General features: G+C 71.4%; 26 protein-coding genes. 14 read left to right on the top strand and 12 right to left on the bottom strand.

The genetic code is table 11. From position 1 onward, the window contains the following. Position 1 precedes the first annotated feature (1 nt). On the top strand, positions 2-1171 hold the full coding sequence (locus tag AC2EAQ_RS16800) for an acyl-CoA dehydrogenase family protein (protein WP_484645566.1): 1170 nt from the start codon (positions 2-4) through the stop codon (positions 1169-1171). Between the two features lie 56 nt (positions 1172-1227). Here the strand turns inward: AC2EAQ_RS16800 and AC2EAQ_RS16795 are convergent, their stop codons facing one another. The 5 genes from AC2EAQ_RS16795 to AC2EAQ_RS16775 all read right to left on the bottom strand — a co-directional run bounded on the left by AC2EAQ_RS16795 (position 1228) and on the right by AC2EAQ_RS16775 (position 5059). Next, entirely contained in the window at positions 1228-2439 is a 1212-nt protein-coding gene (locus AC2EAQ_RS16795) for a hypothetical protein (protein ID WP_484645565.1), read from the bottom strand. An 82-nt stretch (positions 2440-2521) separates the two neighbouring features. Next, on the bottom strand, positions 2522-2947 hold the full coding sequence (locus AC2EAQ_RS16790; protein WP_484645564.1) for an ExbD/TolR family protein: 426 nt from the start codon (positions 2945-2947) through the stop codon (positions 2522-2524). 12 nt (positions 2948-2959) lie between these two features. Continuing rightward, positions 2960-3403 (bottom strand): ExbD/TolR family protein, encoded by a 444-nt coding sequence (locus AC2EAQ_RS16785; RefSeq protein WP_484645562.1) that lies wholly within the window; start codon positions 3401-3403, stop codon positions 2960-2962. 34 nt (positions 3404-3437) lie between these two features. Then, positions 3438-4280: a MotA/TolQ/ExbB proton channel family protein gene (locus tag AC2EAQ_RS16780; RefSeq protein WP_484645561.1), complete on the bottom strand. Its 843-nt coding sequence runs from the start codon at positions 4278-4280 to the stop codon at positions 3438-3440. A 92-nt stretch (positions 4281-4372) separates the two neighbouring features. After that, positions 4373-5059, bottom strand: coding sequence for an energy transducer TonB (locus AC2EAQ_RS16775; RefSeq protein WP_484645560.1), 687 nt, complete (start codon positions 5057-5059; stop codon positions 4373-4375). Positions 5060-5298: 239 nt separating this feature from the next. Between AC2EAQ_RS16775 and AC2EAQ_RS16770 the strand changes: the two genes are divergently transcribed. Next, the gene (locus AC2EAQ_RS16770) at positions 5299-6555 is read left to right on the top strand and encodes a SulP family inorganic anion transporter (RefSeq protein WP_484645559.1); all 1257 of its coding nucleotides are present in this window, start codon (positions 5299-5301) and stop codon (positions 6553-6555) included. Positions 6556-6594: 39 nt separating this feature from the next. Here AC2EAQ_RS16770 and AC2EAQ_RS16765 read toward each other — a convergent pair whose 3' ends face one another. From AC2EAQ_RS16765 to hutC, 6 genes are read right to left on the bottom strand one after another with little or no spacing between them, the layout of a single operon-like run. After that, a complete protein-coding gene (locus tag AC2EAQ_RS16765) occupies positions 6595-7722 on the bottom strand; it encodes a CaiB/BaiF CoA transferase family protein (RefSeq protein ID WP_484645558.1) in 1128 nt (375 codons plus the stop codon). Further along, positions 7719-9107, bottom strand: a complete 1389-nt coding sequence (locus tag AC2EAQ_RS16760) for a formimidoylglutamate deiminase (RefSeq protein WP_484645557.1) — start codon at positions 9105-9107, stop codon at positions 7719-7721. The genes AC2EAQ_RS16765 and AC2EAQ_RS16760 overlap by 4 nt, the downstream gene beginning before the upstream one ends. Next, positions 9104-9889: an N-formylglutamate deformylase gene (hutG, locus tag AC2EAQ_RS16755; RefSeq protein ID WP_484645555.1), complete on the bottom strand. Its 786-nt coding sequence runs from the start codon at positions 9887-9889 to the stop codon at positions 9104-9106. The genes AC2EAQ_RS16760 and hutG overlap by 4 nt, the downstream gene beginning before the upstream one ends. Continuing rightward, complete coding sequence (gene hutI / locus AC2EAQ_RS16750) at positions 9886-11109, bottom strand: imidazolonepropionase (RefSeq protein ID WP_484645553.1); 1224 nt, start codon at positions 11107-11109, stop codon at positions 9886-9888. The genes hutG and hutI overlap by 4 nt, the downstream gene beginning before the upstream one ends. Further along, positions 11106-11588 carry a HutD/Ves family protein gene (locus tag AC2EAQ_RS16745; RefSeq protein WP_484645552.1) on the bottom strand — a complete coding sequence of 161 codons (483 nt, stop codon included), beginning with the start codon at positions 11586-11588 and terminating at the stop codon, positions 11106-11108. The genes hutI and AC2EAQ_RS16745 overlap by 4 nt, the downstream gene beginning before the upstream one ends. Continuing rightward, the gene (hutC, locus tag AC2EAQ_RS16740) at positions 11585-12322 is read right to left on the bottom strand and encodes a histidine utilization transcriptional repressor HutC (RefSeq protein ID WP_484645551.1); all 738 of its coding nucleotides are present in this window, start codon (positions 12320-12322) and stop codon (positions 11585-11587) included. The genes AC2EAQ_RS16745 and hutC overlap by 4 nt, the downstream gene beginning before the upstream one ends. Before the next feature lie 69 nt (positions 12323-12391). Here hutC and hutU point away from each other — a divergent pair, with 69 nt between their 5' ends. Genes hutU through AC2EAQ_RS16715 form a run of 5 tightly spaced genes read left to right on the top strand, consistent with a single transcriptional unit; the run spans position 12392 to position 18174 of the window. After that, the gene (gene hutU, locus AC2EAQ_RS16735; protein ID WP_484645550.1) at positions 12392-14083 is read left to right on the top strand and encodes a urocanate hydratase; all 1692 of its coding nucleotides are present in this window, start codon (positions 12392-12394) and stop codon (positions 14081-14083) included. Further along, positions 14083-15624 carry a histidine ammonia-lyase gene (gene hutH, locus AC2EAQ_RS16730; RefSeq protein WP_484645548.1) on the top strand — a complete coding sequence of 514 codons (1542 nt, stop codon included), beginning with the start codon at positions 14083-14085 and terminating at the stop codon, positions 15622-15624. The genes hutU and hutH overlap by 1 nt, the downstream gene beginning before the upstream one ends. 35 nt (positions 15625-15659) lie before the next feature. Then, positions 15660-16604 (top strand): ABC transporter substrate-binding protein, encoded by a 945-nt coding sequence (locus tag AC2EAQ_RS16725; protein WP_484645546.1) that lies wholly within the window; start codon positions 15660-15662, stop codon positions 16602-16604. An 18-nt stretch (positions 16605-16622) separates the two neighbouring features. Beyond that, on the top strand, positions 16623-17396 hold the full coding sequence (locus AC2EAQ_RS16720) for an ABC transporter permease (protein ID WP_484645545.1): 774 nt from the start codon (positions 16623-16625) through the stop codon (positions 17394-17396). Positions 17397-17406: 10 nt separating this feature from the next. Continuing rightward, the gene (locus AC2EAQ_RS16715; protein WP_484645543.1) at positions 17407-18174 is read left to right on the top strand and encodes an ABC transporter ATP-binding protein; all 768 of its coding nucleotides are present in this window, start codon (positions 17407-17409) and stop codon (positions 18172-18174) included. Here the strand turns inward: AC2EAQ_RS16715 and AC2EAQ_RS16710 are convergent. After that, positions 18159-18572, bottom strand: a complete 414-nt coding sequence (locus AC2EAQ_RS16710; protein WP_484645541.1) for a PaaI family thioesterase — start codon at positions 18570-18572, stop codon at positions 18159-18161. The two genes, AC2EAQ_RS16715 and AC2EAQ_RS16710, sit on opposite strands and share 16 nt — an antisense overlap. A 98-nt stretch (positions 18573-18670) precedes the next feature. Here AC2EAQ_RS16710 and AC2EAQ_RS16705 point away from each other — a divergent pair, with 98 nt between their 5' ends. From AC2EAQ_RS16705 to soxX, 7 genes are all read left to right on the top strand, one after another. Next, positions 18671-19024: an ArsR/SmtB family transcription factor gene (locus AC2EAQ_RS16705; RefSeq protein WP_484645540.1), complete on the top strand. Its 354-nt coding sequence runs from the start codon at positions 18671-18673 to the stop codon at positions 19022-19024. A 22-nt stretch (positions 19025-19046) separates the two neighbouring features. After that, positions 19047-20423: a sulfite dehydrogenase gene (gene soxC / locus AC2EAQ_RS16700; RefSeq protein WP_484645538.1), complete on the top strand. Its 1377-nt coding sequence runs from the start codon at positions 19047-19049 to the stop codon at positions 20421-20423. Next, entirely contained in the window at positions 20407-21516 is a 1110-nt protein-coding gene (locus AC2EAQ_RS16695; RefSeq protein ID WP_484645537.1) for a c-type cytochrome, read from the top strand. Before soxC ends, AC2EAQ_RS16695 begins: the two co-directional genes overlap by 17 nt. 95 nt (positions 21517-21611) lie before the next feature. Beyond that, complete coding sequence (gene soxY / locus AC2EAQ_RS16690; protein ID WP_484645536.1) at positions 21612-22076, top strand: thiosulfate oxidation carrier protein SoxY; 465 nt, start codon at positions 21612-21614, stop codon at positions 22074-22076. Between the two features lie 45 nt (positions 22077-22121). Then, positions 22122-22433, top strand: a complete 312-nt coding sequence (gene soxZ, locus AC2EAQ_RS16685; RefSeq protein ID WP_484645534.1) for a thiosulfate oxidation carrier complex protein SoxZ — start codon at positions 22122-22124, stop codon at positions 22431-22433. A gap of 62 nt (positions 22434-22495) precedes the next feature. Then, a complete protein-coding gene (soxA, locus tag AC2EAQ_RS16680; protein WP_484645532.1) occupies positions 22496-23314 on the top strand; it encodes a sulfur oxidation c-type cytochrome SoxA in 819 nt (272 codons plus the stop codon). A gap of 28 nt (positions 23315-23342) precedes the next feature. Then, a complete protein-coding gene (gene soxX, locus AC2EAQ_RS16675; RefSeq protein ID WP_484645531.1) occupies positions 23343-23984 on the top strand; it encodes a sulfur oxidation c-type cytochrome SoxX in 642 nt (213 codons plus the stop codon). The last annotated feature ends 21 nt before the right edge of the window (positions 23985-24005 follow it).

Below are 24005 nucleotides of genomic sequence, written 5' to 3'. Positions count from 1 at the left end.
CGTGGACGCCGCCCGCTACGACCTGCCGTTCTTCGACGACGCCCATCGCGGCCAGGCTGCGGTGCTCGACGCCTGGATGCGCAGCCAGCGCATCGATCACGGGCACGACCGCGACGGCGTGGACAACGCCTGCCGCACCTGGGTGCGCACGCTGGGCCATGGCGGTGCGCTGCGCGCCTGCGTGCCCGGCGCCTTCGGCGGCACGCGCGAGGCGCTCGACTCGCGCTCGCTCGTCGTGGCGCGCGAGACCCTGGCCTGGCACGACGGCCTGGCCGACTTCGCCTTCGCGATGCAGGGCCTGGGCAGCGGCGCCATCACGCTGGAAGGCAGCGCCGCGATGAAGGCGCAGTGGCTGCCGCGCGTGGCGCGCGGCGAGGCCATTGCCGCGTTCGCGCTGTCCGAGCCGGACGCCGGCAGCGACGTCGCCGCGATGCAGTGCACCGCGCGCGAGGACGGCGAAGCCTGGGTGCTCGACGGCGAGAAGACCTGGATCTCCAACGGCGGCATCGCCGATTTCTACTGCGTGTTCGCGCGCACCGGCGGTGTGCCCGGCACGCGTGGCATCAGCGCCTTCGTGGTGCCGGCGGGCACGCCGGGGCTGGAGATCGCCGAGCGCATCGACGTCATCGCGCCGCACCCGCTGGCGCGGCTGCGCTTTGCCGGCTGCCGCATCCCGCGCAGCTTCCAGCTCGGCGGCACCGGCGACGGCTTCAAGCTGGCGATGCGCACGCTGGACATCTTCCGCGCGTCGGTGGCCGCCGCCGCGCTCGGCTTCGCGCGCCGTGCGCTCGATGAGGCGGTGGCGTGGAGCCGCTCGCGCCGCATGTTCGGCGCCACGCTGGCCGACCAGCAGCTCACCCAGGCCACGCTCGGCGACATGGCCACCGACATCGACGCCGCCGCGCTGCTGACCTACCGCGCGGCCTGGCAGCGCGACCAACTTGGCGGGCGCATCACTCGCGAGGCCGCCATGGCCAAGCTCACTGCCACCGAGAACGCCCAGCGCGTGATCGACCGCGCGGTGCAGCTGCACGGCGGCCGCGGCGTGCGCAGCGGCGAAGTGGTGGAGCGGCTGTACCGCGAGATCCGGGCGCTTCGCATCTACGAAGGCGCCAGCGAGGTGCAGAGGCTGATCGTCGGCCGCGAGACCCTCTCGGCGGCCGAGCGGTAGCGCCCCTCAGGCGGGCGCCGCCACGCCGCGCAGGCCGCGGCGCAGCGGCGTGGCGGTCACTGCAGCACCGCGGCGTACAGGCGGGCCACCTCGGCCGTGCCGTCGGTGCCGCCGATCGAGCGCAGCGCCTGCAGGCCCCGGGCCTTGGTCTTGGGCGACTGGGCCATGGCCAGCGCGAGGCGCAGCTTCGCGTCGTCCGGCCGCTTCAGGCCGCCCTTGGCGATGCCCTTTTCGATCAGCTCGATCGCCTTGTCGGCCTGGCCCATGGACGCGTACACGGTGCCCACCTTGACCAGGTCGTTGCCGTCCTTCTGCGCCAGGGCCTCGGTGGCCTGCTGCGCAATGCCGGCGGCAGATTCCGACTGGGACTTGAGCACCAGATCCTTCAGGCGCTGGTGGCGTGCCGCCTGGTCGCCGGTGCCCAGGGCGCCGGCCGCATAGCCCTTGTCGACGATCGACTTGGCCTCGGTGGGGAAACCGGCCTGCAGCGCAAGCTGGGCCAGTTCCATGTAGTCGTCGGTCTTGGTGACGAGGCCGTTGGCGAGCTTCAGGCGGCCGACGTCGAGCGCGAGGCGGTCGGCGAAGCCGGGCTTGCGCTGGATGCTGGCCAGGTGCGCGGTCCAGTAGTCCTTCTTGGCGTAGTAGAGCACCAGCTTTTCGAGCGCGCTGGAGTAGACGCCATTGTTGTTGGTGCGGCGGGCCGCGTCGGCCAGGCGCAGCAGGTCGTCCTCGGCGGGGCGCCGGCCGGCCTGCTCGGCGGCCTGCACCTGGGCCTGGGCGTCCTTGAAGATCTGCGCGTAGTCGCCGCTCGCGCCCTGCAGGTACGCCGCCAGCTGGTTCAGCGACGCGCTGTTGCCCCCGGCCGCGCGTGCCTTGGCGACCCACTCGGTGGCCTTGGCGTTGTTCTTCATCTGCGAGTAGCCGAAGGCGATCGACTCGGCCACCTGGGCCTGCTCGGCGCCGGACAGCTTGCCCGAAGCGAAGACCGCCTCGAACGCAGCCACGGCCGTGGCGTTGTCGCCCGCACGCTGGGCCGCCGCGCCCTTCATGCGGTCGATCATCAGCTGTTCGGCCGGGTTCTTGCCGCCGACCGCGTCGGCCTCGCGCACCTTGGCCAGCGCCTCGCGGCCCTTGCCGGCCTTGAGCAGCTCGCTGGCGGCCTGGAGCGGCTTGCCCACCTCGGGGCGGATGCCCTGCGCCTGGGCGGCGGACATCAGGCCGGCGGCGAGCAGGGTGGCGACGAGGACACGAAGCGGCTGGGTGGTCATGGGGGCTAACTCTCGAAAGTGAAACGGGGATCGTTCCAGTGCAGGTAACGATCCCCGGGGATGAACGGTCGACAGGCCGCGCTCAGTTCATGAACTGCTCGTTGCCCACCATGCCGATCTTGCTCACGCCCTGGCGCTGCGCGCTGGCCATGATGGCCGCCACATGCTTGTAGGTGACGAGCTTGTTGGGGCGCAGGTGCACCTCGGGCTGGTCGGCGGTGGGCAGTCGGCCCCACTCGGCGAGCTTGGCGTCGAGTTCGGACTTGGTGGTGAGCACGCCGTTGACGCCGATCGTGCCGTCGAAGTCGACGTCGATGCGCATCACCTCGGGCAGCTTGGTCGGCTGCACGTTGCTCGGCGTGGGCATGTTCAGCTTGACCGCGTGGGTCTGGATCGGGATCGTGATGATGAACATGATCAGCAGCACCAGCATCACGTCGATCAGCGGCGTGGTGTTGATGTCGACCATCACGTCGTCATCGCTCGAAGAGCCTACTTGCATGGCCATGGCTCGGGCTCCTTAGCGGGTGACGCCGCCGGCGGGCGGTTCGGTGATGAAGCCGACCTTGAGGATGCCCGCGCGCTGGCAGGCCACGATCACGCGGCCGATCGACTCGTAGCGCACTTCCATGTCGCCGCGGATGTGCACCTCGGGCTGCGGATCCTTGACGGCCTCGGTCTTCAGGCGGGCCACCAGGTCCTCGGCGTCACGCAGCCGCTGCATGCCCCAGTGCACCTCGCCGTCGCGGTTGACCGCCAGCACGATGTTCTCGGGCTTGGTCTGCGTTGGCAGGTTGCGTTCCTTGGGCAGTTCCAGCTTGATGGTCTGCGTGACCACCGGAATCGTGATCAGGAAGATGATCAGCAGCACCAGCATCACGTCCACGAGGGGCGTGGTGTTGATGCTGGAGTTCATCTGCTGCTCGTCGCCGTCGTCGTCGGCGGAGCCTACGTTCATACCCATGGCGATTCCTTCGCGTGGCAGCGATCGCCGGTGGTCAGCGCTTGCCGGCCAGCAGCACGTTCTGCAGGTCGCCCGAGAAGGCGCGCACGCGCTCCATGGCGGCCTTGTTGCGGCGGATCAGCCAGTTGTAGCCCATCACCGCGGGCACCGCGACGGCCAGGCCGATGGCGGTCATGATCAGCGCCTCGCCCACCGGGCCAGCCACCTTGTCGATCGAGGCCTGGCCGCTGATGCCGATGGCCGTCAGGGCGTGGTAGATGCCCCAGACCGTGCCGAACAGGCCGACGAACGGGGCCGTGGAGCCCACCGTGGCCAGGAAGGCCAGGCCGTCCTGCAGGCGGCTGTTGATGCTGTCGGTGGCGCGCTGCATGCTCATGCCGATCCAGGTGTGCTTGTCGATCGCCTCGAGCATGGCGCCTTCGTGGTGGTCGGCGGCCTTCAAGCCAGCTTCGGCCAGGAAGCGGAAGGCGCTGCCTTCTTCCAGGGTGGAGGCCCCCTTCTGGATCGAACCTGCGTTCCAGAACGCTTCACCAGCGGCGCGGGCGCTCTTCATCAGCTTGTTCTGTTCGAACAGCTTCGTGAAGATGATGTACCAGCTGCCCATCGACATGATGATCATGATGATCAGCGTGACCTTGGCGACGGCATCGCCCTGCTTCCACATCGCCTCGAGGCCGTAGGGGTTCATCACGGACTCCTTCTCCACCGTGGCGGCCGGTGCGGCGGCGGGGGCCGGTGCCGCAGCAGGCGCGCTGGCCTGTGCCGCCGGCGCGGATGCGGCCTGGGCCAGGGCGGTGGTGGGCAGGCTGGCGGCCAGGCCGGCCACGGCGAGCAACGCGGCGACGAACGGCGCGCGGATGGAGCGGATCAGGGACATGGTTCCTCCGGGAAACGAATGCGCGTTTTCAAAGAGAGCCGCGCGGCTGGAAAGGATGGACTGGGTAGCGGAAGGGCCGGCAGACCTTGGGGCTAATCGAGCTTCCACACGTACTCGACGCTGACGACACCGCCCACGGGCTTGCCGTTGGCGTCGACGCCGGGCGAGAACTTGCACTCGCTGAATTTCGTGATCGCCACACGGTCCAGAAGCCGGTGCTCGCGACTGGGGCCCGCTGACCGCACGACATCGGCTGAAGCCATCTTCCCTGTGGCGTCGATCGTGAAGCGCACAACAGTGGTGCCAGTAGCGCTGGCGCGCACCGCGGCAGCGGGATAGTCCTCAGCAGTGGGCGCGCAGCTACGCGCGTCGGCGGCGAACAGCCGCGCCGGCTGCGCGACAGGAGCCGGTGCCGGCGGCGCAGCCGGCGCCGGTGCGGGCGCGATCGTCACCGGGGCCGGCGGTGGTGCCACCGTGGTGGTGGTGATCGTCGGGGCCGGCGTCGGCGGCGGCGCCACCACCACCTCGGGCGGGGGCACGAAGCTCGGCGGCGGCGGGGCCAGCTTGGGCGGCGGGGGCAGATTCTCGGGAGGCGGCGGCGGCGGCTTCGTCTCCTCGATGATCTTGGTCTCGATCGGGTTCTTGATGACCTCGACCACCTTGCGCGCCAGGCCGCTCACCAGCGCCCAGCCAAGGAGGATGTGCATCAGGACCACGATGCCGATCCCGACAATGTGCTTGCCGGGCTTGCGCTGTTGTGCAGCGTAGTCGTACGTCAACAAACCACACCTCCAGACGCCCCTGTTGCGGGCGCTGCTTCCATGCTTGCTTGGGTCTCGTTCTGTTCGGCTTCGTGGGCCGATGCGACGTCGGGCGTCGCGAAGGCCGGCACTATAGCGTCAAAGCTTTCACGTCCTGCTCGGTGCATCACCCTAGGATCGGGGCCCGCGGCCTCGCCCAGTTACAGCGCATTTCGGGGCCAAGATCGCCCCTGACTCGCAAGACCCGGACCCGCGACGTGCAACTGCCTGTAATGCGATGGCGCTCGGAATGGCGCCAACCCGGTGCGCTCCGGGCGGACCTGCTGGCCGGCCTGACCGGCGCCGTGGTCGTGCTGCCCCAGGCCCTGGCGTTTGCCACGCTGGCCGGGCTGCCGCCGCAGCATGGTCTGGCGGCCGCCGTGCTGCCGTGCATCGTGGCCGCCCTGTTCGGCTCCAGCCGGCTGATGGTGACCGGGCCGGCCAATGCGATTGCGCTGACCACCATTGCGCTGCTGGCGCCGCTGGCCCCGGTGGGTTCGCCCCAGTACGTGAGCCTGGTCATCACGCTGGCGTTCCTGGTCGGCGTGATCCAGGTGCTGCTGGGCCTGGCCCGAGTCGGCGCGGTGGTCGACCGCGTGCCTCACGAGGTGATCGTCGGCTTCACCTCGGGGGCGGCGGTCCTCATCGTGGCCAGCCAGCTCGGGGCGCTGCTGGGCCTGGACCTGCCGCGCGGCCAGTCGCCCTGGGCCGGCATCGCCGAAGTGGTGCGGCGTTGGGGCGAGGTCCATCCCGGTGCACCGGTGGTGGCCGGCATCACGCTGGTGGCCACGATCGCGGCGCGGCCGCTGGCGCGCTGGATGCCGGCGATGCTCGTCGGTGTCGTCGTCGGTTCGGTGGCCGCGCTGCTGCTGCCCCGCCTGGCCCCGCATTGGCCCGTATTGGCTACGGTGCCGCCGCTGCCCGGCCCGCTGCCCCAGCTGTCCTGGCCCGATCTGCGCCCCGACACGCTGCGCCTGCTGTTCAGTGCCACGCTGGTGATGACCCTGCTCAAGCTCACCGAGGCGACCGCCATCGCCAAGGCCATGGCGCGCCGCCACGGGGACGAGCTCGACAGCAACCAGGAATTCATCGGCCAGGGCCTCGCCAACGTGGCGGCCGCGTTCACCTCGGGCATGCCGGCCAGCGGCTCGTTCAACCGCTCGGCTGTCAATGCGCAGGCCGGGGCGCGCACGCCGCTGGCGGCCGCGTTCGCGGGGGTGCTGCTGGCGGTGATCCTGCTGTTCGTCGCGCCGCTGGCCGGCTACCTGCCGTTGGCGGTCGTGGCCGGCGTGCTGGTGGCGGTGGCCTGGAGCCTGTTCGACGCGGCCGGGCTGGCGCGCCTGTGGCGCGAGCATCCGCAGCAGCGCGCCGGCCTGGCCGTGACCCTGCTGGCCACGCTGCTGCTGTCGCTCGAATGGGCGATCCTGCTGGGCATCACGGCGGCGCTGCTGGCCCGCCGCGCCTCGGCCCGCTGAGGGCAGGTCGCCGCGGCGGCGGCGACCCCAGCGGCAGGTTCAGCGGCAGGCGCCCGCGGCGTGCAGGGCGTCGACGTCGATGCCGAGCTCGCCCAGCACCTGCCGCGTGTGCTGCCCGGGCCGCGGCCCGCGCCGCGGCATGCGCGCGCCGCTGCGCGACAGCCGCGGCGCCGGGGCCGGCAGCGTGAGGCCGTCCACCGCCACATAGGTGCCGCGCGCCGCCAGATGCGGGTGGCGGGGCGCCTCGTCGAGCGACAGCACCGGCGCGAAGCAGGCGTCGCTGCCTTCGAGCAGCGCGCACCAGTGTTCGCGCGGGCGCGTGGCCAGCAGCGCGGCGATGCGCGCGCGCAGCGCGGGCCAGTCCTCCACCGCGTACTGGCGCGCCGGGTCCGTGTCGTCCAGGGCGAGGCGGCGCAGCAGCTCGGCATAGAACTTGGGCTCGATCGGGCCCAGGCTGACACGGCCACCGCCCGCGCAGTCGAAAACGTCGTAGAACGGCGACGCGCCGAGAAAGAAGTTCTGCGCCGGGTCGTCGCTCCAGGTGCCGGCGCCGCGCCGCTGGTGCACCAGCGACGACAGCATCGACACGCCGTCCACCATGGCCGCGTCGATCACCTGGCCACGGCCGCTGCGGCGCGCCTCGAGCAGCGCGCAGACCACGCCGAAGGCGAGGAACATCGCGCCGCCGCCCATGTCGCCCACCAGCGTGGCCGGCACCATCGGCGCCTCGCCGGGGCGGCCCGCGATCGACATCGCGCCGGTCAGCGACACGTAGTTGATGTCGTGCCCCGCGGCCTGCGCCAGCGGCCCGTGCTGGCCCCAGCCGGTGACGCGGCCGTACACGAGGCGCGGGTGGCGCGCGGCCACCGCGTCGGGGCCGAAGCCCAGGCGTTCCATCACGCCGGGCCGGAAGCCCTCGATCAGCACGTCGGCGCGCTCGATCAGGGCCCAGGCGGCGTCGCGCGCGGCCGGCTGTTTCAGGTCGAGCGCGATCGAGCGCTTGCCGCGGTGCTCGTCGGCCGGCGCCTCGGCGGGCGTGTCCCGGCGGTCGATCACCACCACCTCGGCGCCCATGTCGGCCAGCATCATGCCGGCGAAGGGGCAGGGCCCGAGGCCGGCGAACTCCACGACGCGCACGTCGGCCAGCGCGAGGGCGGGCGCGTTCACGCGGCGTCGCTCCACAGCGCCGCCATGGCGGCGTCGAAGCGCCGGGCGATCGGGGCCGCCGCGGGGTGCGCTCCGTCGCGCAGCACCCAGCGGCCCGCCACCATCACGTCGCGCCACGGCCGCACGGCGCCCGCGAACACCAGCGCGTCGAGCAGCGACGCCGACGGCACGCCGCGCAACGCGTCGCAGGCCGGGTCGGCCACCAGCAGGTCGGCCCGCGCGCCGGGCACGAGGCCCCAGCGGTCGAACCCACCGGCGGCGGCGCCGCCGCGCAGCGCGGCGTCGAACAGGCGCGCCGCCGTGGCCGGCTGCACGCCGGGCCGTGCCGACACATTGCGCCGGCGCAGGGCCAGACGTTGGCCGTACTCCGTCAGACGCAATTCCTCCAGCGCGTCGCGGCAGACGTTGCTGTCCGAGCCGATGGCCACCGGCACGCCGGCTGCGAGCCAGCGCGGCAGGTCCGCCAGGCCGTCGCCGAGGTTGGCCTCGGTGGTCGGGCACAGCACGATGCCCGCACCGGTGGTGGCCACGGCGTCGATCTCGGCCGGCGTGGCGTGCGTGGCATGCACCAGCTGCCAGCGCGGCGACAGCGGCACGTGCGCAGCCAGCCACTCGATCGGCCGCTGGCCGGTGGCGGCGAGGCAGTCGTCCACCTCGGCCGTCTGCTCGGCCACGTGGATGTGGACCGGCCCGTCGACCGCCCCGGCGGCCAGCCGGGCCAGGGCGTCGGGCGTGGCCGCGCGCAGCGAATGGATCGCCACGCCGCAGCGCAGGCCTCGCGCGCGGGCCGCGCGCTGCAGCGCCAGCACCGCGTCGGCGTCGGTGGCGAAGCGGCGCTGGTCGGGGCGCAGCGCGGGCTGCGCGAAGCCCGCGCGCTGGTACAGCACCGGCAGCAGGGTCAGGCCGATGCCGCTGTCGGCGGCGGCGTCGGCCAGGGCCCAGGACAGCGTGCCCGCATCGTCGTAGGGGCGGCCGTCCGGCGCGTGCTGCAGGTAGTGGAACTCGCACACCTGCGTGTAGCCGCCGTGCAGCAGCTCCACGTACAACTGCGCCGCCACGTCGCGCAGCTGCTGCGGCGTCACGCGCAGCGCCACCTGGTACATGCGGTCGCGCCAGGACCAGAAGTCATCGTGCTCGGTGTCGCGGCGCTCGGCCAGGCCGGCGAACGCGCGCTGGAACGCATGGCTGTGCGCGTCCACCAGGCCGGGCAGCACCGCGCCCGGCAGCACCCGGGCCCCGGCCGGCGCGGCGACGCCGGCGCGCACCTCGGCCCAGCACCCGTCGGTGCCGGGCACCAGCAGCACCGACTCGGCCCAGCGACCGTCGAGCCACGCACGCGGCGCCCACAGCGGCCCCGGCGGCACGGCGTCCGCGCCGGGGCTCATGGCCGCCACTCGATCAGGGTGCGCACCAGCCGCGTCAGCAGCGGCGTCACCTCGGCGGCGCGGTCGTCGTTCCAGGCCGCGGGGGGGCCTTCGTCCATGTAGGCGCGCCAGCACATCTCGAGCTGCACCGCGTGCAGGCCGTCGGCGGGCCGGCCAAAGCTGCGCGTGATGTGGCCGCCCTTGAAGCGGCCGTCCACCACGTGGCTGAAGCGGTCCTGGGCGGCGAGGTCGGCCGCCAGCGCGTCGCGCAGGGCCGGCGCACAGCTGCGGCCCTGCACCGTGCCCAGGTTCATGTGCGGCAGGACCCCGTCGAACAGCCAGGGCAGCTCGCTCTTGATGCTGTGCGCGTCGAACAGCACCGCGTGGCCGTGCTGCGCGCGCAGCCGCGACAGCTCGGCGGCGATGGCGTCGTGGTAGGGCTGCCAGTAGTGCTGGACGCGCCGCCCGATCTCGGCGGCGTCGGGAGCGAGGCCCTCGCGGTAGATCGGCTCGCCGGTGAAGAAGCGCGTCGGGCACAGCTCGGTGTTGTTGGTGCCGGCGTACATCGGCGTGTTCTCGCGCGGCCGGTTCAGGTCGATCAGGTAGCGGCTTTCCTGCGGCACCAGCAGCCCGGCGCCGAGCCCGGCGGCGAACGCGTAGAGGCGGTCGAGGAACCAGTCGGTGTCCTCGACCTGCAGGGCGCGCGGCAGGTAGCGGTGGCGCTGGTCGTCGGGGATCGCCGTGCCGACATGCGGAAAGCTGATCAGCAGCGGCGTGCGGCCGGGGTGCAGTCGGAAGCTCATGGCAGCGGCTGGGCAGGAGGGTCGATGCGGCCGGCGAAGACGCGTGCACGGCAGGGATTGATGCCGAAGCGGTAGGCCAGTTCGCGCGGATGCGTGGCGTCCCACACGGCGAGGTCGGCGCGCAGTCCCGCCCGCAGGCGACCGCGGTCGGCCAGCCCGAGTGCCCGCGCCGCGTGCGCGGTGACGCCGGCAAAGGCCTCCTCGGGTGTCAGGCGGAACAGGGTGCAGGCCATGTTGAGCATCAGCAGCAGCGACAGCGCGGGCGACGACCCCGGATTGTGGTCGGTGGCGATGGCGATCGCCACGCTGGCCCGGCGCAGCGCGTCCACCGGCGGCAGCTTCGTCTCGCGCAGGAAGTAGTACGCGCCCGGCAGCAGCATCGCCACCGTGCCGGCCGCCGCCATGGCTGCGATGCCGGCGTCGTCGAGGTGCTCGAGGTGGTCGCACGACAGCGCGCCGTAGCCGGCGGCCAGCGCCGCGCCCTGCTGGTTGGACAGCTGCTCCGCATGCAGCTTGACCGGCAGCCCGAGCGCGCGCGCGGTGTCGAAGACGCGTCGCGTCTGCGCCGGGGTGAAGCCGATGGTGTCGCAGAACGCGTCCACCGCGTCCACCAGGCCGGCCGCATGCTGCTCGCGCAGCCAGCCGCAGGCGGCGTCGATGTAGTCGTCCGGGCGGCCGGCGTACTCGGGCGGCAGCGCATGGGCGGCCAGCGACGTGGTGCGCACGGCAAGCGGCAGCTCGCGGCCGAGGCGGCGAGCCACCGCCAGGCAGCGCGCCTCGTGCTCACGGGCCAGGCCATAGCCGGACTTGACCTCGATCGTGGTCACGCCCTCGGCCATCAGCGCGCGGGCGCGCTGCGCGGCGCCGGACAGCAGCGCGGCGTCGTCGGCCGCCCGCGTGGCCGCCACGGTGGACCGGATGCCGCCGCCTTCGCGGGCGATCTGCTCGTAGCTCACGCCCTGCAGCCGGCGCTCGAACTCGGCGGCCCGGTCGCCGCCGTACACCAGGTGCGTGTGGGCGTCGATCAGGCCGGGCGTGAGCAGCGCGCCGTGCAGGTCCACCTCGTGCGCGTCGGTGGCCAGGCCGGCGGGCAGGGCGTCGTCGGGGCCGACCCAGGCGATGCGTTCGCCGTCGGCGAGCAGCGCGCCATGCTCGATCCAGCCCCCGGGGGCGTGGCCGTCCATCGTGGCCAGGCGGGCATGGCGCCAGAGGGTCTTCATCGCGGCTCCAGGGTGAGCCACCAGCCGCCAGCGCGGGCCGGCAGCGTCTCGGCGGGGTCGTCGGTCCAGGTGAGCAGGCCGTCGGCATACCAGCCGCGCCAGCGCCCGGCGCGCGGCCCGTCGCGCTGCATCGTGGGGCGGCCGGCGTCGCGGCGCGCCATCAGGTTGAGGTCGCGCGTGGGGCCGTCGATCAGCGTGCACGCCGGCGCCGCCTCGCCGGGGAACGCCACGCCCGGGTGGTCGCGCTGCAGCCGCACCCGGCCGTCGGGCAGTGCCAGCTCGACCCCGGCGCCTTCGAGCACGGCGAAGCAGCGGTCGACGCCGGGAAAGGGCGAGAACGGGCCGTCGGCGTCGATCTCCGCGACGCTGACCCGCACCAGCCAGTCGTCGGCCGACGGCCAGGCCAGCAGTTCACGCGTGCGCCCGCCGCCGTTGCGCCAGGGCACGTGGGGCCGGTCGGCCAGCTTCACGACGTTCATGGCTCGAAGCTGCCTTCCAGCAGGTAGCGCGTGCCCGGATGCACCAGGCGCGCCAGCGTGATCACGGCGTCGTGGCTGAAGGTGCGGCGGGTGACGACGAGGCAGGGCTCGTCGGGCGCGATCCCCAGCAACGCGGCCTCCTGCGCGGTGGGTCGGGCCGACTCGATCGAGTACTGCGCGCGCCACAGCGCGGTGACCTCGAACAGGTGGTGCGTGGGCGTGGTGCGGGTGAAGTCCTGCGCCAGGTAGTCGGGTGCGCAGGCCGGGTTCACGTAGCGGTCCTCGCACTGCAGCGCGACGCCGTTCTCGCGGTGCACGATCAGCGAATGGAACACCGTGGCGCCGGGGTCCACGCCCAGCTGGGCGGCCAGTGCCGGTGCGGCCTTCTCGCCGCGCAGCAGATGCACCTGCGCCTCGTGATGGTGGCCGCGCGACTCGATCTCCTCGTGGATGTCGCGGATGGTGAGGGTGGACGACACCCGGTGCAGCGGCGCCGCGAAGGTGCCCACGCCCTGGGTGCGCAGCACCAGGCCCTCGGCCTGCAGCTCGCGCAGCGCCCGGTTGACCGTCATGCGGCTGACGCCGAACTGCGTCACCAGCTCGGCCTCGGACGGCATCAGCGCGCCCGGCGCCCAGCGCCCCTGCGCCAGGCCGTCCTTCAGGTGCTGCTTGACGCGGACGTACGGCGGGGCGGTGGCCAGGGCCGCGGCGGGCGGGGACTCCGTGGAAACCATGAGCGGGATCGTAGTTGACTAGGGTTGTCTAGACAACTAGAGTCCAACCCGGATCGAAGGAGCCCGACCATGACCGACCTGTCCCGTCTGCAGTCCGTGGCCCGGCCGCGCCCGGTGCGTTCGCCGCGCGGCAGCGAACTGGCCTGCGGCAACTGGCTGATCGAGGCGGCCTACCGCATGCTGCAGAACAACCTGGACCCGGAGGTCGCGGAAAACCCCGACGCACTGGTGGTCTATGGCGGCATCGGCAAGGCGGCGCGCGACTGGGACTGCTTCGAGGCGATTCTCGCCACGCTGCGGCGACTGAAACCCGACGAGACGCTGCTGGTGCAGTCGGGCAAGCCGGTGGGCGTGTTCCGCACCCATGAGGACGCGCCGCGCGTGCTGATCGCCAATTCGAACCTGGTGCCCAAGTGGGCCACGTGGGAGCACTTCCACGAGCTCGACCGCAAGGGCCTGATGATGTACGGCCAGATGACCGCGGGCTCGTGGATCTACATCGGCAGCCAGGGCATCGTGCAGGGCACCTACGAGACCTTCGTCGAGGCCGGGCGCCAGCACTATGGCGGCAGCCTCGCCGGGCGCTGGATCCTCACCGCGGGCCTGGGCGGCATGGGCGGGGCGCAGCCGCTGGCGGCCAGCTTCGCCGGCGCGTCGTCGCTCACCATCGAGTGCCAGCAGAGCCGCATCGACTTCCGCCTGCGCAGCCGCTACGTCGACGAGCAGGCCACCGACCTGGACGACGCGCTGGCGCGCATCGGCTGCTACACCGCCGAAGGCCGCGCGATCAGCGTCGCGCTGCTGGGCAACGCGGCGGAGATCCTGCCCGAGCTGGTGCGCCGCGGCGTGCGCCCGGACCTGGTGACCGACCAGACCAGCGCGCACGACCTCGTGCACGGCTACCTGCCACCCGGCTGGACCGTGGAAGCCTGGCGCGCCGCGCAGGCCGACCCCGCGCGCCACGCCGAATTGCGCGAGGCCGCCGCGCGCGGCTGCGCCGTCCATGTGCAGGCGATGCTCGACTTCCAGGCCCTGGGCATCCCCACGGTGGACTATGGCAACAACATCCGGCAGGTGGCGCTCGACCAGGGCGTGAGGAACGCGTTCGACTTCCCCGGCTTCGTGCCGGCCTACATCCGGCCGCTGTTCTGCCGCGGCAAGGGGCCTTTCCGCTGGGTGGCGCTGTCCGGCGACCCGGAGGACATCCGCCGGACCGACGCCAAGATGAAGGAACTGTTCCCCGAGGACGCGCACCTGCACCGCTGGCTCGACATGGCCGGCGAGCGCATCGCGTTCCAGGGCCTGCCCGCCCGCATCTGCTGGATCGGCCTGGGCGAGCGCCACCGCGCCGGCCTGGCCTTCAACGAGATGGTGCGCCGCGGCGAGCTCAAGGCCCCCATCGTCATCGGCCGCGACCACCTCGACAGCGGCTCGGTCGCGTCGCCCAACCGCGAGACCGAGTCCATGCGCGACGGCAGCGACGCCGTGAGCGACTGGCCGCTGCTCAATGCGCTGCTCAACACCGCCGGCGGCGCCACCTGGGTCAGCCTGCACCACGGCGGCGGCGTGGGCATGGGCTACTCGCAGCATTCGGGCGTGGTGATCGTGTGCGACGGCACCGACGCGGCGGCGCGCCGCATCGAGCGCGTGCTCTGGAACGACCCCGGCACCGGCGTGATGCGCCATGCCGACGCCGGCTACGACATCGCGCGGCAGTGCGCCCGCGAGCAGGGCCTCGACCTGCCGATGGTGACGCGCTGATGCTGCGCCTCGTCCCGGGCACGCTGGCGCTGGACGACCTGCTCGCGGTGCACCGCGGCGGCGTGACCATCGGCATCGACGACAGGGCGTGGCCCGCGGTGCAGCGCAGCGCGGCGCTGGTGCAGGCGGCCGCCGCCGGCGACGCGGCGGTCTACGGCGTCAACACCGGCTTCGGCAAGCTCGCATCCACCCGCATCGGCGCGCAGGACCTCGCCACGCTGCAGCGCAACCTGATCCGGTCGCACAGCGTCGGCGTGGGCGACCCAATGGCCCCGGCCGTGGTGCGGCTGGTGATGGCCATGAAGGCCGCGAGCCTGGCGCGCGGCCACTCGGGCGTGCGCGCGGCGGTGATCGAGTCGCTGGTGGCGGCGTTCAACGCCGGGCTCGTGCCCTGCATCCCGAGCCAGGGTTCGGTGGGCGCGTCGGGCGACCTGGCGCCCCTGTCACACATGACGCTGGCGCTGATGGGCGAGGGCGAGTGCCTGGTCGACGGGCGCCGCGTGCCCGCCGCCGACGCGCTGCGGGCGGCCGGCCTGGTGCCGCTGGAACTGCAGGCCAAGGAGGGCCTGGCCCTGATCAACGGAACCCAGGTGTCGACGGCACTGGCGCTGCACGGGCTGTTCGCGTTCGAGCCGGTGCTCGAAGCGGCGCTGGTGATCGGCGCGCTGACGGTGGACGCGGCCCGCGGCAGCGACGGCCCGTTTGACGCGCGCATCCATGCGGTGCGCGGCCAGCCGGGCCAGATCGACGTCGCGGCGTACTACCGCCGCCTGCTCGAAGGCAGCGCGATCCGTCGCAGCCACCTCGACGGCGACGACCGCGTGCAGGACCCGTACTGCCTGCGCTGCCAGCCGCAGGTGGTGGGGGCCTGCCTGGACCAGCTCCGCCACGCGGCGCTGGTGCTGCTGCGCGAGGCCAATGCCGTCACCGACAACCCGCTGGTGTTCGCCGACGACGGGGCAATGGTCAGCGGCGGCAACTTCCATGCGGAACCGGTGGCCCTGGCCGCCGACGCGATGGCCTGCGCCATCGCCGAGGTGGGCGCCATCGCCGAGCGCCGCATCGCGATGCTGATCGACAGCAACGTGTCGCGCCTGCCGCCCTTCCTGACGGCCAACGCCGGCCTGAACAGCGGCTTCATGATCGCGCACGTCACCGCGGCGTCGCTGGCCAGCGAGAACAAGAGCCTTGCGCACCCCGCCAGCGTGGACAGCCTGCCCACGAGCGCCAACCAGGAGGACCATGTCTCGATGGCCACCTTCGCGGCGCGGCGTCTGCAGCCGATGATCGCCAACGTGGCCCACATCCTGGGCATCGAGTGGCTGGCCGCGGCGCAAGGCATCGAGTTCCTGCGTCCGCTGGCGAGTTCCGCGCCGCTGGAGGCGGCACACGCCTTGCTACGCCAGCACTGCGCCGCGATGCCCGAGGACCGCCTCGTGGCCCCGGACATCGCCACGGCCGCTGCCCTGGTGCACGACGGTTCGCTGTCGCGTATCTTTCGCACGCTGCCGGGGCTGCCCGCCCTGTGGACCCCGGCCTGATTCCCACCCTCCCACCCACCCCGAAGAGGACCGCGATGAAGACGAAGACCCTGCTGGCGCTCGCCCTGTGCGTGGCCGCCACCGCCCACGCCCAGGAGACCAAGGTCGCCATCGGCATTTCCGGCTGGACCGGCTTCGCGCCGCTGACGCTGGCCAAGGAGGCCGGCCTGTTCAAGAAGCATGGCCTGGACGTGACCATCCGCAAGATCCCGCAGAAGGACCGCCACCTCGCCATCGCCTCCGGCGACATCCAGTGCGCGGCCACCACGGTGGAGACCTGGATCGTGTGGAACGCCAACGGCGTACCCACCACGCAGATCTTCCAGCTCGACAAGAGCTTCGGCGCCGACGGCATGGTCGCCAAGCCCGGCATCACGAAGATCACCGACCTGAAGGGCAAGACGGTGGCGGCCGACGCCCCGGGCACGGCCGGCTACTTCGGCCTGGCGTGGTTCCTGAAGAAGAACGGCATGAGCGTGAAGGACGTGAAGGTCGTCAACATGGGCCCGCAGCCCGCGGCCAACGCGATGATCGCCGGCACCGACGGGATCGACGCGGCGATGACCTACGAGCCGTATCTCGGCGCCGTGCGCGCCAAGCCGGAAGCGGGCCGGATCATCGCCACCACGCTGGACTACCCGATGGTGATGGACACCTTCGGCTGCACGCCCAAGTTCCTGGCCGACAACCCGAAGGCCGCGCAGGGCCTGGCCAACGCCTACTTCGACGCGCTCGAGCTGATCAAGGCCGAGCCCGCGAAGAGCTTCGGCATCATGGGCGCCGACGTCAAGCAGACGGCCGAGCAGTTCGAGGCGAGCCAGAAGTTCCTGCGCTGGCAGGACCGCGCCGCGAACCAGAGGTTCTTCGCCGGCGAGCACGCGCAGTTCAGCAAGGAAGCGGCCGACCTGCTGCTGGAGGTCGGCATCATCAAGCAGATCCCGGACCTGTCCAAGCTGGCCGACACGCGCTTCATCAAGTAGCGCGAAGGCGGTCGCAGCATGAAGCCGCTGACCCCGGTGAGCCCGGGCGCGAAGGTCGCGCTCGGCGTGGCCTTCTTCGTCGTGTTCTTCGCGGTGTGGTCGGTCGCCACGTTCGGCGGCTTCGTGCAGAAGACCTTCCTGGCCGACCCGCTGGCGATGTTCCGTTCGGGCTGGACGCTGCTGGTGGAGCACGGCTTCGCGGTCGACATCGGCATGACCGTGTGGCGCGTGGTGGGCGGTTTCGCGATCGCCGCTGCGCTGGCCCTGCCGCTGGGCGTGGCGATGGGGGCCTACAAGCCGGTGGAGGCGTTCTTCGAGCCCTTCGTCAGCTTCGCGCGCTACCTGCCGGCGTCGGCCTTCATCCCGCTGCTGATCCTGTGGGTCGGCATTGGCGAGGCGCAGAAGCTGGCGGTGATCTTCATCGGCAGCTTCTTCTCGATGGTGCTGATGATCTCGGTGGTAGTGGGCAACACGCGGCGCGACCTGGTGGAGGCGGCCTACACGCTGGGCAGCAGCGACGCCAGCCTCGTGCGGCGCGTGCTGGTGCCGGGCGCCGCGCCCGAGATCGCCGAGATCCTGCGCACCGTGCTCGGCTGGGCCTGGACCTACGTCATCGTGGCCGAGCTGATCGGCGCGTCCAGCGGCATCGGCCACATGATCACCGACAGCCAGGCGCTGCTGGCTACCGACCAGATCATCTTCGGCATCATCGTGATCGGCGTCATCGGGCTGGTGAGCGACCTCGCCTTCAAGTGGGTGAACCGGCGCCTGTTCCCCTGGGCCAGCGTCTGAGGCCGCAACCATGAGCATCCTCTCGGTACGCGGCGTGGAGCGCCGCTTCGACACCACCCTGGCGCTGCAGGCCACCGACCTGGAGGTGGCGGAGAACGACTTCATCACCATCCTGGGCCCGAGCGGCTGCGGCAAGAGCACGCTGCTTCGCATCGTGGCGGGGCTGGACCGCCAGACGGCCGGCGAGGTGCTGCTCGACGGGCGGCGCATCGACGGCCCGGGTGCCGACCGCGGCATGGTGTTCCAGAGCTACACGCTGTTCCCCTGGCTGACCGTGCGCGACAACGTGTGCTTCGGCCTGCGCGAGCGCGGCCTGCCCCGGCCGCAGCAGCTCGAGGTGGCCGACGCGTTCCTGGCCAAGGTGGGCCTGCGCGGGTTCGAGAACCACTACCCGAAGCAGTTGTCCGGCGGCATGCAGCAGCGCACGGCGATCGCTCGCGCGCTGGCCAACGACCCGCGCATGCTGCTGATGGACGAGCCCTTCGGCGCGCTCGACCACCAGACCCGCGAGCTGATGCAGGAGCTGCTGCTGGGCATCTGGGAAGAACAGAAGAAGACGGTGCTGTTCGTCACCCACGACATCGACGAGGCCGTGTTCATGGCCAGCCGCGTGGTGGTGATGAGCGCGCGGCCCGGCCGGATCAAGCTCGACTGCCGGGTGGACCTGCCGCACCCGCGGCACTACTCGATGAAGACCACGCCCGGGTTCGCCGCGTTGAAGGCCGAGCTGACCGAGTGCGTGCGCGAAGAGGTGCTGGCGGCTCAGGCCCTGGGGTAGAGCACCATCTGCGTGCAGCGGAACAGCGCCAGCGTCCGGCCGCTGTCGCGGTGGGTGACCACCGCGTCCCAGACCTGGGTGGTGCGCCCGGTGTGCACCGGCGTGGCCACGCACTCGATCGTGCCGTCGCGCGCGGTGCCCAGGTGGTTGGACTTCAGCTCCACGGTGGTGAAGCCCGAGGCGCCTTCGGGCAGGGCGCAGATGCAGCCGTAGCCAGCGCAGGAATCCGCCAGCGTCACCAGCGTGCCCGCGTGCAGGAAGCCGATGGGCGCCATCAGTGCCTTTCGCACCGCCAGTTCCGCGTGCACCCGCTGCGGGCCGACGTCCAGGAACACGATGCCCAGGTAGCCCGGCAGGAAATCGGCGCCGAAGCGGTTGAAGTCGGTCGGTGGAGGCATGGGTGAACGGACTATAGCCACGCGCCCTGCCGCCCTAGGGTTTCCACCCTCCATCTTCAATTCATTGATGTCTAATATTCGAGTCAACGAATATGTGAATGGACGGCTGGATGACCGACGAGGCGTCAGACAGGGTGTACGAGGTGGCGGCGGACCTGTTCTCGCTGCTGTCCACGCCCACCCGTCTGCGCATCGTCTGCGAGCTGTGCGACGGCGAGCGCAACGTGGGCGAACTGCTGGAGCGGGTGGGCGTGAGCCAGCCCAACATGTCGCAGCACCTGGGCATGCTCTACCGCGGTGGCGTGCTCGGGCGGCGGCGTTCGGGTTCGCAGGTGTACTACCGCATCGTCAGCCAGCGCGTGCTGCTGCTGTGCGACGCGGTGTGCCGGGAGCAGGCCGCCATGGTGGCACCGGCGCGCAAGGCCGCCCGCGCGCGGCGGGTCAACGACTGAACGAACAGGCCAAGGAGCGCAATTGGAATCGAGCAGCAAGCCGTCGGGACGCCTGGTCAAGGCGCCGGAGAACTTCCTGGACCCGGCCGGCGTGCGCCAGGTGTTCCAGGAAGGGCGCCACGGGCGCCGCGACTTCATCCGCCGTGCCTTCGCGGCCGCCGGTGCCGCGGCGGCCGCGCCCGTGGCGGTGGCCGCGGCCAACCCGGTGCCGGCCGGCGGCGGCGACCCGAACATCCTGGAGCTGCCCGAGCATTCGCGCGGGCTGGGCCAGCCGGTGGTGACCGACGGCTACGGCAAGCCTTCGAAGTACGAGTCGAACGTGCAGCGTCGCCAGAGTCCGGGCCTGACGCAGACGACGCAGGCGTCGGTGTCCTTCGCGCCGCTGCAGTCGCTGTTCGGCATCGTCACGCCGTCGGGCCTGCATTTCGAGCGCCATCACCAGGGCTGGTGGGACATCGACCCGTCGAAGCACCGCCTGATGCTCAACGGGTCGGACGCGCGCCTGCTCAAGAGGCCCATGGTGTTCACGATGGACGAGCTGATGCGGCTGCCGTCCGTGAGCCGCTTCCACTTCATCGAGTGCGGTGCCAATACCGGCATGGAGTGGGGCAACGTCGCGGTGCCGACCTGCCAGTACAGCCACGGCATGATCAGCTGCAGCGAGTTCACCGGCGTGCCGCTGAAGATCCTGTTCGACATGGCGGGCGTGGACTACAAGCGCGCCCGCTACGTGCTGGCTGAGGGTGCCGACGGCTCGTCGATGACCCGCACCGTGCCGATGGAACTGGTGGAGTCGGGCGAGGTGTTCGTCGCCTACGGTCAGAACGGCGAAATGCTGCGCCCCGAGAACGGCTATCCGCTGCGCCTGGTGGTGCCCGGCGTGCAGGGCGTGAGCTGGGTCAAGTACCTGCGCCGCATCGAGGTGGGCGACAAGCCCTACGGCGCCAAGGACGAGGTGCTGCACTACGTGGACCTGATGCCCGACGGCCGCCACCGGCAGTACACCAGCACGCAGGAATGCAAGAGCGTGATCACCACGCCGTCGGGCGGCCAGGTGCTGCTGGACAAGGGCTTCTACAACATCACCGGCCTGGCCTGGTCGGGGCGGGGCAAGGTCAAGCGGGTGGACGTGTCGGTGGACGGCGGGCGCAACTGGCGCACCGCGCGCCTGGAGTCGCCCGTGATGTCCAAGTGCCTGACGCGGTTCAACCTCGACTGGGTGTGGGACGGCAAGCCCGCGCTGGTGCAGAGCCGCGCCATGGACGAGACCGGCTACGTCCAGCCCACCTACAAGCAGCTGCGCGCGGTGCGCGGCTCGCGTTCGATCTATCACAACAACGCGGTGCAGACCTGGCTGGTGCAGGAGAGCGGGGAGGTCAAGAATGTCCAGCTGGCGTGAAGCGACGGCAGCCCTGCTGCTGAGCCTGGCCGCCTCGACGGCCGTGGCGCAGTCGACGGCCTTTCCGAACGTCGGTCGCAGCGCCACGCCCAGCGAGGTGGCGGCCTGGGACATCGACGTGCGACCCGACTTCAAGGGCCTGCCGCCCGGCTCGGGCACCGTGGCCAAGGGCATGGACGTCTGGGAGTCGAAGTGCGCGTCCTGTCACGGCATCTTCGGCGAGAGCAACGAGGTCTTCAGCCCGCTCGTGGGCGGCACCACGAAGGACGACATCCGCACGGGCCGCGTCGCGCGCCTGCTCGACCCCAGCTTCCCGGGGCGCACCACGCTGATGAAGCTGTCGCAGGTGTCCACGCTGTGGGACTACATCCGTCGCGCGATGCCCTGGACACAGCCCAAGTCGCTGACCACCGAGGAGGTGTACGCGGTGACGGCCTACATGCTCAACATGGGCGGCGTGGTGCCCGACGACTTCACGCTGTCGGACCGCAACATCGCCGAGGTGCAGCAGCGCCTGCCCAACCGCAACGGCATGACCACCGACCACGGCCTGTGGCCGGGCAAGGGCTTCGGCCATGGCCGGCCCGACGTGCGGGCCACGGCCTGCATGAAGGACTGCGGCCCCGAGCCGAAGCTGGCGTCGTTCCTGCCCGACTTCGCCCGCGACGCCCACGGCAACCTGGCCGAGCAGAACCGCCCGGTCGGGGCCCAGGTCGGGGCCGACACCACGCGGCCGGCACCGACCGCGCCGCTGGGTACGGCACCGGCCACGGCGCCAGGCCAGGCGCCGGCCGCCGCGCCTGCCAGACCCGCCGCCGCGCCGGCTGCAGGCGCGGGGGCGGCGGCCACCGCGCTGCTCAACAAGCACGGTTGCGTCGCGTGCCACGGCATGGAGTCCAAGCTGGTGGGCCCTGGGTTCCGCGAAATCGCCCGCAAGTACACCGGGCGTGCCGACGCCGCGGCCTACCTCGCCGGCCGGATCAAGGCCGGCGGCACGGGCGTCTGGGGTGCCATCCCGATGCCGCCGCAGGCGCTGCCCGAGTCCGACGCCAAGGCCATTGCCCAGTGGCTGGCCGATGGCATGAAAAAATGAAAGTCACAGGGCCCGTGCGACGGACGTACGGGCTCACCCCCTCGTGCCCCGGGGCGATCGGCCCTAGGATACGTTCGTCGAGCCAGGAGACCCCCATGAAGACCCGTCGAGAAATGCTTTCCCAGTCGGCCAAGGTGGCCGCGATGCTGGCTGCCGTCGGCATGCTGCCCGCCGTGGCGCAGGCCCAGGGCGGCTGGAACACCGCCGCGTTCGCGGCCAAGACCATGCCCGAGCTGATGAAGGCGCTGGGCGCCGGCGCGCCGGTCGAGAGCAAGGACATCACCGTCACCGGCCCGGACATCGCCGAGAACGGCGCCGTGGTGCCCGTGGGCGCGTCCACCGCGCTGCCCGGCGTCAAGCGGCTGCTGATCCTGGTGGAGAAGAACCCGTCGGTCCTGACGGCCATGTTCGACGTGACCGATGCGGTCGACGCCAACATGTCCACCCGCGTGAAGATGGGCCAGTCCTCGGACGTCTACGCCGTGGCGATGATGAACGACGGCAAGGTGCTCTTCGCCAAGAAGGAAGTCAAGGTCACGCTCGGCGGCTGCGGCGGCTGAGTTCCGGGAACACGTTTTCGATCGAAGCAGATCAAGGAGATCCAAATGGCAGATCCGATGCGCATCCGCGCCCAGGTATCGGGCGACAAGGCCACCGTGCGTGTGCTGATGGCCCACGAGATGGAAACCGGCCAGCGCCGCGACGCGGCCGGCAAGCTGATTCCGGCCTGGCACATCCAGGACGTGGTCGCGCAGCACAACGGCAAGACCGTGATGACCGCGCAGTGGGGCCCGGCGGTGTCGAAGAACCCGTTCCTGCAGTTCAACATCAAGGGTGCGAAGGCCGGCGACAAGGTCACCATCACCTGGGTCGACAACAAGGGCGAGAAGCGCACCGACGAGGCCACGGTCTCCTGACCGCGGTGTCCACCGGCGGCCCGCGCAGACGGGCCCGCCTCATCCACGAGAACGAGGAGACCATGAGCGCACGCACGATCGTTGGGGTGCTGGCAGCGGCGGCGGCCGTGGCCGCGCCGTGGGGCCAGATGGCCCAGGCCCAGCAGAAGTCCGCCGCGGACGGCATCGCCGAGTACCGCAAGATGCTCGAGGACGGCAACCCTGCCGAGCTGTTCGAGGCCAAGGGCGAGGGCCTGTGGAAGACCCGCCGCGGCCCGAAGAACGCCTCGCTCGAGCAATGCGACCTGGGCAAGGGCCCCGGCAAGGTCAAGGGCGCGTTCGTCGAACTGCCGCGCTACTTCGCCGACACCGGCCGTGTGCAGGACCTCGAGTCGCGGCTGCTCACCTGCATGGAGACGCTGCAGGGCCTGAATGCCGGCGAGATCGCCCGCACACCGTTTGGCCGTGGCGAGCAGCAGAACATGGAAGCGCTGGTGGCCTGGATCTCCGCCGAGTCGCGCGGCCAGCGCTTCAACCTGCCGCAGGGTCATGCCGAGGAGAAGAAGTTCTTCGAACTGGGCAAGCGGGCGTTCTTCTTCCGCGCCGGGCCTTACGACTTTGCCTGCGCGTCGTGCCACGCCGAGGACGGCAAGCGCATCCGCCTGCAGGACCTGCCCAACCTGACCAGGAACCCGGGCGACGGCATCGGCTTCGCCGCCTGGCCGGCCTACCGCGTCAGCAGCGGCGAGCTCTGGAGCATGCAGCGCCGGCTCAACGACTGCTACCGCCAGCAGCGCTTCCCGTTCCCTGGCTATGGGTCCGACGTGACGATCGCGCTCGGGGTGTACATGGGTGTCAATGCCAAGGGTGCCGAGTCGATCGCGCCCGCGATCAAGCGCTGAGGGGCCCGGGATGAATCGCAATCGCAACATGATCCGACGTCTGGCCCTGGGGGCCGTGGGGGCGGCCGCACTGACCGGCTGTGCCTCGCTGACCGGGCCCAACTACGACGAGCTGATGGCGGCGATGCTCAAGAGCTCGTTCCGCGACCAGGGCATCGCCAAGGTCGACCGGCTCCAGCAGGACGCTTCCAATGCCGAGTGCTCGGCGTCCGAAGGCAAGCCGCTGTCCGACGCGCGCACCAAGGCCATCGAGGCGGCCAACCTCGCCACGGTGAAGATGCCCGCCGACGGCAAGTTCATCGGCAACTGGCAGGCCGGCGAGCGCCTGGCGCAGAACGGCCGCGGCCTCACCTGGACCGACGCGTCCGCCGACACCAGCGCCAACGGCGGCAACTGCTACAACTGCCACCAGATCAGCAAGCAGGAGATCTCCTTCGGCACGATCGGGCCCAGCCTCTACAACTACGGCAAGCTGCGCGGCGTGACCGACCCGGCCAGCCCCGACAGCAAGGCGATCGTCGAGTACACCTGGGGCAAGCTGTACAACGCCAAGGCCTACAGCGCCTGCTCCGGCATGCCGCGCTTCGGCCATGCCGGCATGCTGAGCGAGGCCCAGCTCAAGGACCTGATGGCCCTGCTGCTGGACCCGAAGTCGCCCGTGAACCAGTAGCCCGACGTCGCATCCGAACGG

The sequence above is a fragment of the Aquabacterium sp. T101 genome, from assembly GCF_057219775.1.
This window is presented reverse-complemented; position numbering and strand designations above follow the sequence as displayed.